The organism is Streptomyces sp. NPDC042336, assembly GCF_055581985.1.
In genome coordinates this window covers 1-6551 of record NZ_JBVJEA010000067.1, presented here as the reverse complement: position 1 = coordinate 6551, position 6551 = coordinate 1, and the positions used below count along the sequence as shown (strand labels likewise).

Here is a 6551-nt window from a genome sequence, read left to right as displayed (position 1 = left end):
GAGACTTCGAACACCTCCCTCAACGGCGCGGGTGCCTCGTGCGTTGCGACCTCGACGCCGTCACCCCATCGGTGGCCACTCTGAAACGGCTCAGTACACGGTCGTGACGCTCATTTGACGCTCCAAGCCCCGTACGTCTCCTTGGGTGAGCCGAGAAACTATGCCTGACCTGGTGTTTCGTGTGCAGCCGTCCAAGTCGACATCTTTCCGATGACGCATCATGTGGAGTGCGTGGCGATCCTTGAACCGGTCTCGAAGGGCTCCTGACCTGCGGTTTTGCCTGTGCGCATTATGTGCGGTGTGGGCGTTACGGGCGGTATCTTGACGCTGAAATGACGCTCATTTGACGCTCGTTCTGATGGGGTGTCAGGCATGCGTTGGGCAGGTCAGGGGGCGTCAAGGCTGCGAGTGACGAGGCAACGCCGAGGGCTGATGACGCTCAAAGCGGAGTCGTCGGGTCCTGCAGATCAGATGTCGCGGAAGAGACCGGCCAGCGTTTCGCCCTGCAGCAATGCACGGTGCGAGTCGATGACCTGCGCTAATGGTCTTTCGCTCGTTTTACGTTGGTGCCCCCTAATACAGCTGGAAGTCTCAGGGTCTCCCAGCGCCGACCGACTCTCTCGGCCTTGTGGTGGGCCGTGCGGACACGTTGTCCGGGGCGCCATTGCCCTCCAGGGCTCTCCTCCAGAGCTTTCCCGCATGGCGATGTTGGCCTGGCCGTATGGTGGGGCTCGGCATGCGGCGTGGGCCATACCGGACTCGGTACGGTTCCGCCTCGACGGGGCGCAAGGGGGGCAGAGAGGGTGGCTGTGTGGGGCGACCGGCGCGCCGTCTTGGTGACGACGGTTCTGGTCCTGGCGGTCTTCGCCGGTGCGCTGTCGCTGCTGAGCTGGGACCGGGCGAACCAGGTGGCTGGCGTGGTCTCCGCGGTGGTCGGCGTGGCCGCCTTGGGGGTCGGCGTCTGCGCGTTACTGGCCCCGTCCGGGAGCACGTCGGTACAGGTGTCCAGGACCGGGAGTGCCACGGCCGCCGGCGGCGGGGACGCCAACACGGGTGCCGTCGCCTCCCCGTCCGACGGTGTGGTCTCCGTCGGGGAGACCGGTGACGCGCGGGCGGAGGGCGGCAGCGCGAATACCGGTTATCGGGGGCAGGGTTAGCGGCGCATCCGATGTTCTTCCGCAGTCGCGCCGCGGTGCGTAAGTCGGGTGGATCCTCCGCCGAGGGAGCCGGGGCCTTCGCCAACAGTGGCGTGATGATTGACAGCTTCGTGCAGGTGTTCGCGGGGCGCGCCGCCGTCTCCGGCTATCTACTGCAGGTGGAACAGGCCCTCGCCGCCGCCGATTTCCAGGGGCGTGAGAGGGAACTCGCCCAGCTGGCCGCCTTCTGCGCGCACGAAGTCCCCGCGGACGGTCCCGACGGCAGTTACTGGCGCTGGGTGGCCCCGGCATGGGCGGGAAAGTCCGCCCTGCTGGCGCACTTCGTCCTGCACCCTCCACTCGGCGTCGATGTCGTATCGTTCTTCGTCACCTCCCGCATGGCTGCGCAGAACGACGCGGCGGCGTTTTGCGCGGTTGTCCAGCGGCAGGTGTTCGCCTTGCTGGGCGAGGAGGAGCCGCTGAGCACCCCCGCCACGCGCGACGAGCAGATGCTGCTCGCGCTGCACCGTGCCGCACAGGGGTGCGCGGCGCGCGGCCGACGACTCGTGCTCGTGGTGGACGGGCTGGACGAGGACCGCGGCGTGACCGCCGGTCCCGACGGCCACAGCATCGCGGCGCTGCTGCCACGCGTTCCCCCGCACGGCATGCGGATCCTCGTCGCCGGCCGTCCGCACCCGCCGATACCGGGGGACGTGCCTGCAGACCATCCCCTCCGCACCACGCGGATCGACCACCGTCTGGAGCCGTCCCCGCACGCCCGCGCAGCGCGCTGGGATGCGGAGCGGGATCTGCTGCGACTGCGAGACGGTGGCGGACTGGGCTGGGACCTGGCCGCTCTGACCCTCGCGGCCGGAGGCGGGCTGAGCGCGCACGACTTCGCGGAGCTGACCGGGAGCCCGGCGCGGCTGGTCGAGCGCGAGCTGTCCGCGGTGAACGGCCGCAGTTTCCGCCGTCGCTCCAGGCACTGGGCGTCCGCCGATCCGCCCGTTTTTCTCTTCGCGCACGAGGAGATCCGGCGCGGCGCGACGGAACTGGTCACGGACCAGGAGCTGGCGGCCCACCGCAGCCGTCTGCGCCGGTGGGCGGACTCCTACCGGAGCGCCGGATGGCCGGAGGAGACGCCCGAGTACCTGCTGCGCGGCTACACCCAATTGCTGCATGACCAGGGGGACACTGCCAGGCTGGTGGCGCTGGCCTGTGACACCGGGTGGCAAGAGCGGTTGTGGCGGGCGTCCGGGGCGGACCTGGAGGCGCTCAGTACGGTGTCGTCCGCGTTCGACCTGGTGCTCGCGGACGGCTTGCTCCGCGGCGATCAGGACGTGTCCGTGGCCTTGCGGCTCGCCGCCGCGCGGGACGGGCTGCACGATCGGACGGCATCTCTCCCCTCCGGGCTGATCGCCCTGTGGGCCCGGCTAGGGCACCCGGCGCGCGCCGTTCATCTGGCCGAATCGCGGCGCGACGCACGGGATCGGGTGGCCGCTCTGAGCGCCATCGCCGGCGCCCTGGCCGCCGCCGGGCGCCCGGATCAGGCGGCCACCCTGCTCGACGGAGCGGACAGCACCGAGGACCGGGACCGCTTCCTGGAAGCGATCGCCAAGGGTCTGGCGGACGCCGGCCGACCCGCCGAAGCCCTACAGCCGGCCCGCCGCATCAGCGGCCCGGAGCGCAGGGCGGACGCTCTCGTCGCTGCCGTCGGGGCCCTGGCCGGGGTGGCGAGGAACGTCACGGAAGCTCAGGAGGAGGCCGGGGCCCCGGGCCCCGATGCGGTTCCCTGGGCGCTGGAAGCCGTCGACGCGGTCATGGCGGTGCCCAACACCGTCTCCCGGAGCGCCTTGGGCGCCTCGCTGACCGCCGCGCTCTCCCGGCTCGGCGAGCAGCGCCGGGCTCTGGCGCTGGCGGAGCGTGTCGCGTTCCGTTCGGCCGGCTCCGGTGACCCCGTCCGGCGTGCGCAGTACCTCGCCCTGTTCGCCCGGGGGATGTCCACGGCACCGGGGCTCGCCGAACAGGCTGCCGAGTTTGCCCTGACGTCGGCCCAGCTGGCAGCGGACATCGACGACCCCGACGGCGTGGACTGGGTCTACCCCCACGTCGCCGCGGGCCTGGAGGCGACCGGACACCACCAGCAGGCGACCGACCTGGTCAGCCGTTTCCTGAACGATCCGGAGGACGGCCTGCTCGAGATCGGCATCACGGCCGCGGAAACTGGTGACCTCGATCGTGCCCTGGACCTGGCCGAGCGGATCACCGAACCCATCTACCGGGCGCGCGTCCTCAACGCCGCCGGCAGGACGACGGCAGAGTCCCGTGACCCGGCGCAGACGCTGCGCCTGGCCCGACAAGCCCGCGACGCCACCGACAAGGTGCCCTACCTCCACTGGCGGATGACGCTGTCGACTGACACCGCCGACTTCCTGCTGCGAGCGGGCCAGGAGGAACGCGCCCACGCCGTGGTCAAGCGGGCGACGGACGTGGCGCGGAGGGCTCGTGGGCGCGGGGTGCACACCCTCATCAAGCTGGCCGTCGTAGCTGGCCGGTCCGGGCGGCCGGGCGACGCGGTCCGCCTCATCCACCACGCCGAACAGGCCGCCGACGCGTCCGCCGGTTACGCACGCGTCCTCGATCTCGCGGAGCTGGCCGAGGGCCTGCGCCAGATGGGTCGCCCTGCTGAGGGGTACGAACTCCTGCGCCGCGTACTCCACGAGAGCCGGACCCTGGCAGATCCCGCCGAGCGCACCGAGGGCCTGCGACGGGTGGCCCAGGCATTCGGCCGCACCGGGAAACCAGACGGAGCGGCAGAGCTCGCTCAGGAGATCCTCGGCCTGGCAGCCACTGCTGACAGCCCCTCTCGTCGGCGCTGGGACACGTACGCCGCCGCCGATGCGCTCCTCGCGGCGGGCGATATCGACGCGGTACTCAGGCTGGAGGGCGGCCTGCCGGAAGACGCGGTCGACGAGATCCTCACCGGTGTGGTGAAGAAGCTCGTAGACGCAGGTGATCTGGCCGAAGCGGAGCTGATCGTCAACAGGCAAGGAGACGAGCGCGCCCTCGGCCACCTTGCGGCGGGCGCCGCAGCCACGGGGGACGTCACCCGTGCCGCCGCGCTGCTGGAGGAGATCAGCACCCCTGCCCTGCGCGAGCCGGCCACGCCGACCGTAGTCAAGGCGCTCTGCCGGGTGGGTGCCCGCACGGCGGCCCGCGCCCTGGCTGACGCCCTCGCCGTACCCGAGCACCGCGGCAAAGCCCTCGCAGCGATCGCCCAGTCGCTCGGCCCCTGCCCGCAGGGACGCCTCGTGCTGATCGAGGCGCTGTGCTGGAGCCCGTGGGAGCAGGTGACCGAAGAGATCGCCGATGTGGTGCCGGGACACCTGCCCCTTTTGGCAGACCTCGCGCCGGGGGAAAGCTAGAGTCCTTCAAAGATCATCTTGTTGTGGATCACGGGGAATACGCCGTCATATAGTCACCGACCGGGAGTGAAGTGCGAACTGGGCCCAGTACGCGTCGGCCGTCGACGGGCGCCGCGCTGAGGGGGCCGGTGGCCGCTGGTGGCCTTCGCCGGCCCCCAGGCCGCCGCTCCGGTCGGCATTCCCCGGCGCGGTCCCTTCTTTGCGCGTTCGGTAATGGCAATCAGGAATCCCTCTGATCTGCACCGCTGGGGGCTATCACACGGTTCAGCAATCTTCGGCGTCGCAGGGCTGCGCCGGAGCATCCTGCTCGGAACTCGCGGTCAACGCAGCCAGAGGCGTCGCGGGACCCGGGAGTATCCGGCAGGTCGACCGCGAAGACATCAACACTGCTGCAAGTCTGCCTACGGCGCTTCATACTCCGTGGGCATGCGGATTACCTGAATGGTCGCCGGGTCCCGCGGTACCGGAACGGCCTGGGTGCTGATGACCTGGGTGCCCGTGGCCTGAGCTGCGTTTGCCAGGTCTCGCAGAACGTCGTCAACCACGGTGTTGCCGATGCCCTGCTGGTATGGGTTGTCCAGGAGCAGCAGGCCGGGGAAAGCGGTATCTTCGTCGAGGTCAGATGCCAGGAAGAGAGTGGCGTAGCTGTAGGCCAAGAAGAAGAGCACCTTTGTCTCTGCCCCAAGGGCTTGATCCCAGGGGCGGGTGCCGACGTAAAAGGTGAGGTCACTGTCATTGATGGTGATGGCGCCCTTGACCCAGCCACGTTCACGGTAGCGGTGAAGGAATTCGTTCATGCGCTCGGCGAACACGGCGCATCGTTCGACAGAGGTGAGCGAAGCCGCGGCAACGGCGGCTGGCTCTTGGTCGAGCGCGTCGACGGCCTGTTGTGCAGCGGTAACGGCCTGACTGGCTACCAAGCGGCGTTGGAGGATTTCTTCGATAGCGGGAAAGGCTGTCATCTTCTGTTCGAGCTGGGCGATCTGGCCGGCCAGGTTCTCGAGAGTGGCCATGAAAGGAGCCAGCTGCGCGGCGCGTTGTTCATTGATGCGGTGCGCGAGCCGTGTCTGTTCGTCTTGAAGCTCCACTCGGCGGGTGCGGGCCGTGTGCAGATCGACGGCGGTGCGGGCGGTGACGTCTTCGAGGTCGGCGAGTTCCGACTTGAGCGACCGGATCTCCACTTGTGCCCGACGGCGACGCTGGTCGTCGCTGACCGGTTGGAAGCACAGGTAGCAGGCGCTCTCGTCGTGTTCTCGGTGTGGGTCGACCCGTAGCTCGCACGCCGGACAGAGCCGTACGGGGAGGGCGTCGAAGATCTCCACGGAGGCGATGAGGCGTTCCATGCGGGTTACCTCGGAGGTGACCGTCTGGGTGGAGTAGGTGTGTTCGCTGGCGAGTTGTTCGAGCGCGAGGACTTCGTCCACCGCGAGTTGCAGTCGCCTGGATACGTCTTCATACAAGCCCGTCAGGGACGAGTCGTATCCGGCTGCCGTCTCGGTAGTCGACGTTCCCTGCAAGAGGCTGTTGATCTCCTGCGTCAGTTCGTGACGTCGTTGGCGAACCCCGTCGAGTTGGGAAGTGACCTCTTCCCGTGCGGCCGCTACTTGGTCGAGGGTGCGGGCGACGGGGATGCCGAGCCGTTCAGAGATGGCGGTGACGGCCTGCAAGGTGCTGTCCTGCACGTCGCGCTCCACTGCCTGGGCTACGGCAAGGCGCCGCTTGGCCTGGGCGAAGGCGAAGTCCTTGGTGTCGTAGCGGGAGGGGGCGAAGCCGAGGAGCATGCTGATGACGCCGCGTCGGATGAATTCCTGTTCCTTGTTGGCGAAGGTCGTCCAGGATTCCTCGTTGCGGTAGAAGTGGCGCAGCAGATTCCGGAAGGACAGGGGCGTCAGTTCACTGAGCCGTTTCAGAGTGGCCACCGATGGGGTGACGGCGTCGAGGTCGCAACGCACGAGGCACCCGCGCCGTTGAGGGAGGTGTTCGAAGTCTC

General features: G+C 68.9%; 3 protein-coding genes. 2 read left to right on the top strand and 1 reads right to left on the bottom strand.

What is annotated here, in order from left to right; genetic code table 11:
* The first annotated feature begins 803 nt into the window (after window positions 1-803).
* A complete protein-coding gene (locus ACZ6IM_RS42080) occupies window positions 804-1157 on the top strand; it encodes a hypothetical protein (RefSeq protein WP_469564510.1) in 354 nt (117 codons plus the stop codon).
* A 95-nt stretch (window positions 1158-1252) separates the two neighbouring features.
* Window positions 1253-4561 (top strand): hypothetical protein, encoded by a 3309-nt coding sequence (locus ACZ6IM_RS42075; protein WP_469564507.1) that lies wholly within the window; start codon window positions 1253-1255, stop codon window positions 4559-4561.
* Between the two features lie 401 nt (window positions 4562-4962).
* Here the strand turns inward: ACZ6IM_RS42075 and ACZ6IM_RS42070 are convergent.
* The coding region (locus ACZ6IM_RS42070; protein WP_469564504.1) for a hypothetical protein at window positions 4963-6551 on the bottom strand (1589 nt) is incomplete at its 5' end.

Bases quoted from the DNA above. Each gene is read 5' to 3' on its own strand.
- ACZ6IM_RS42075 (WP_469564507.1), top strand. From the start codon at position 1,253: ATGATTGACAGCTTCGTGCAGGTGTTCGCGGGGCGCGCCGCCGTCTCC.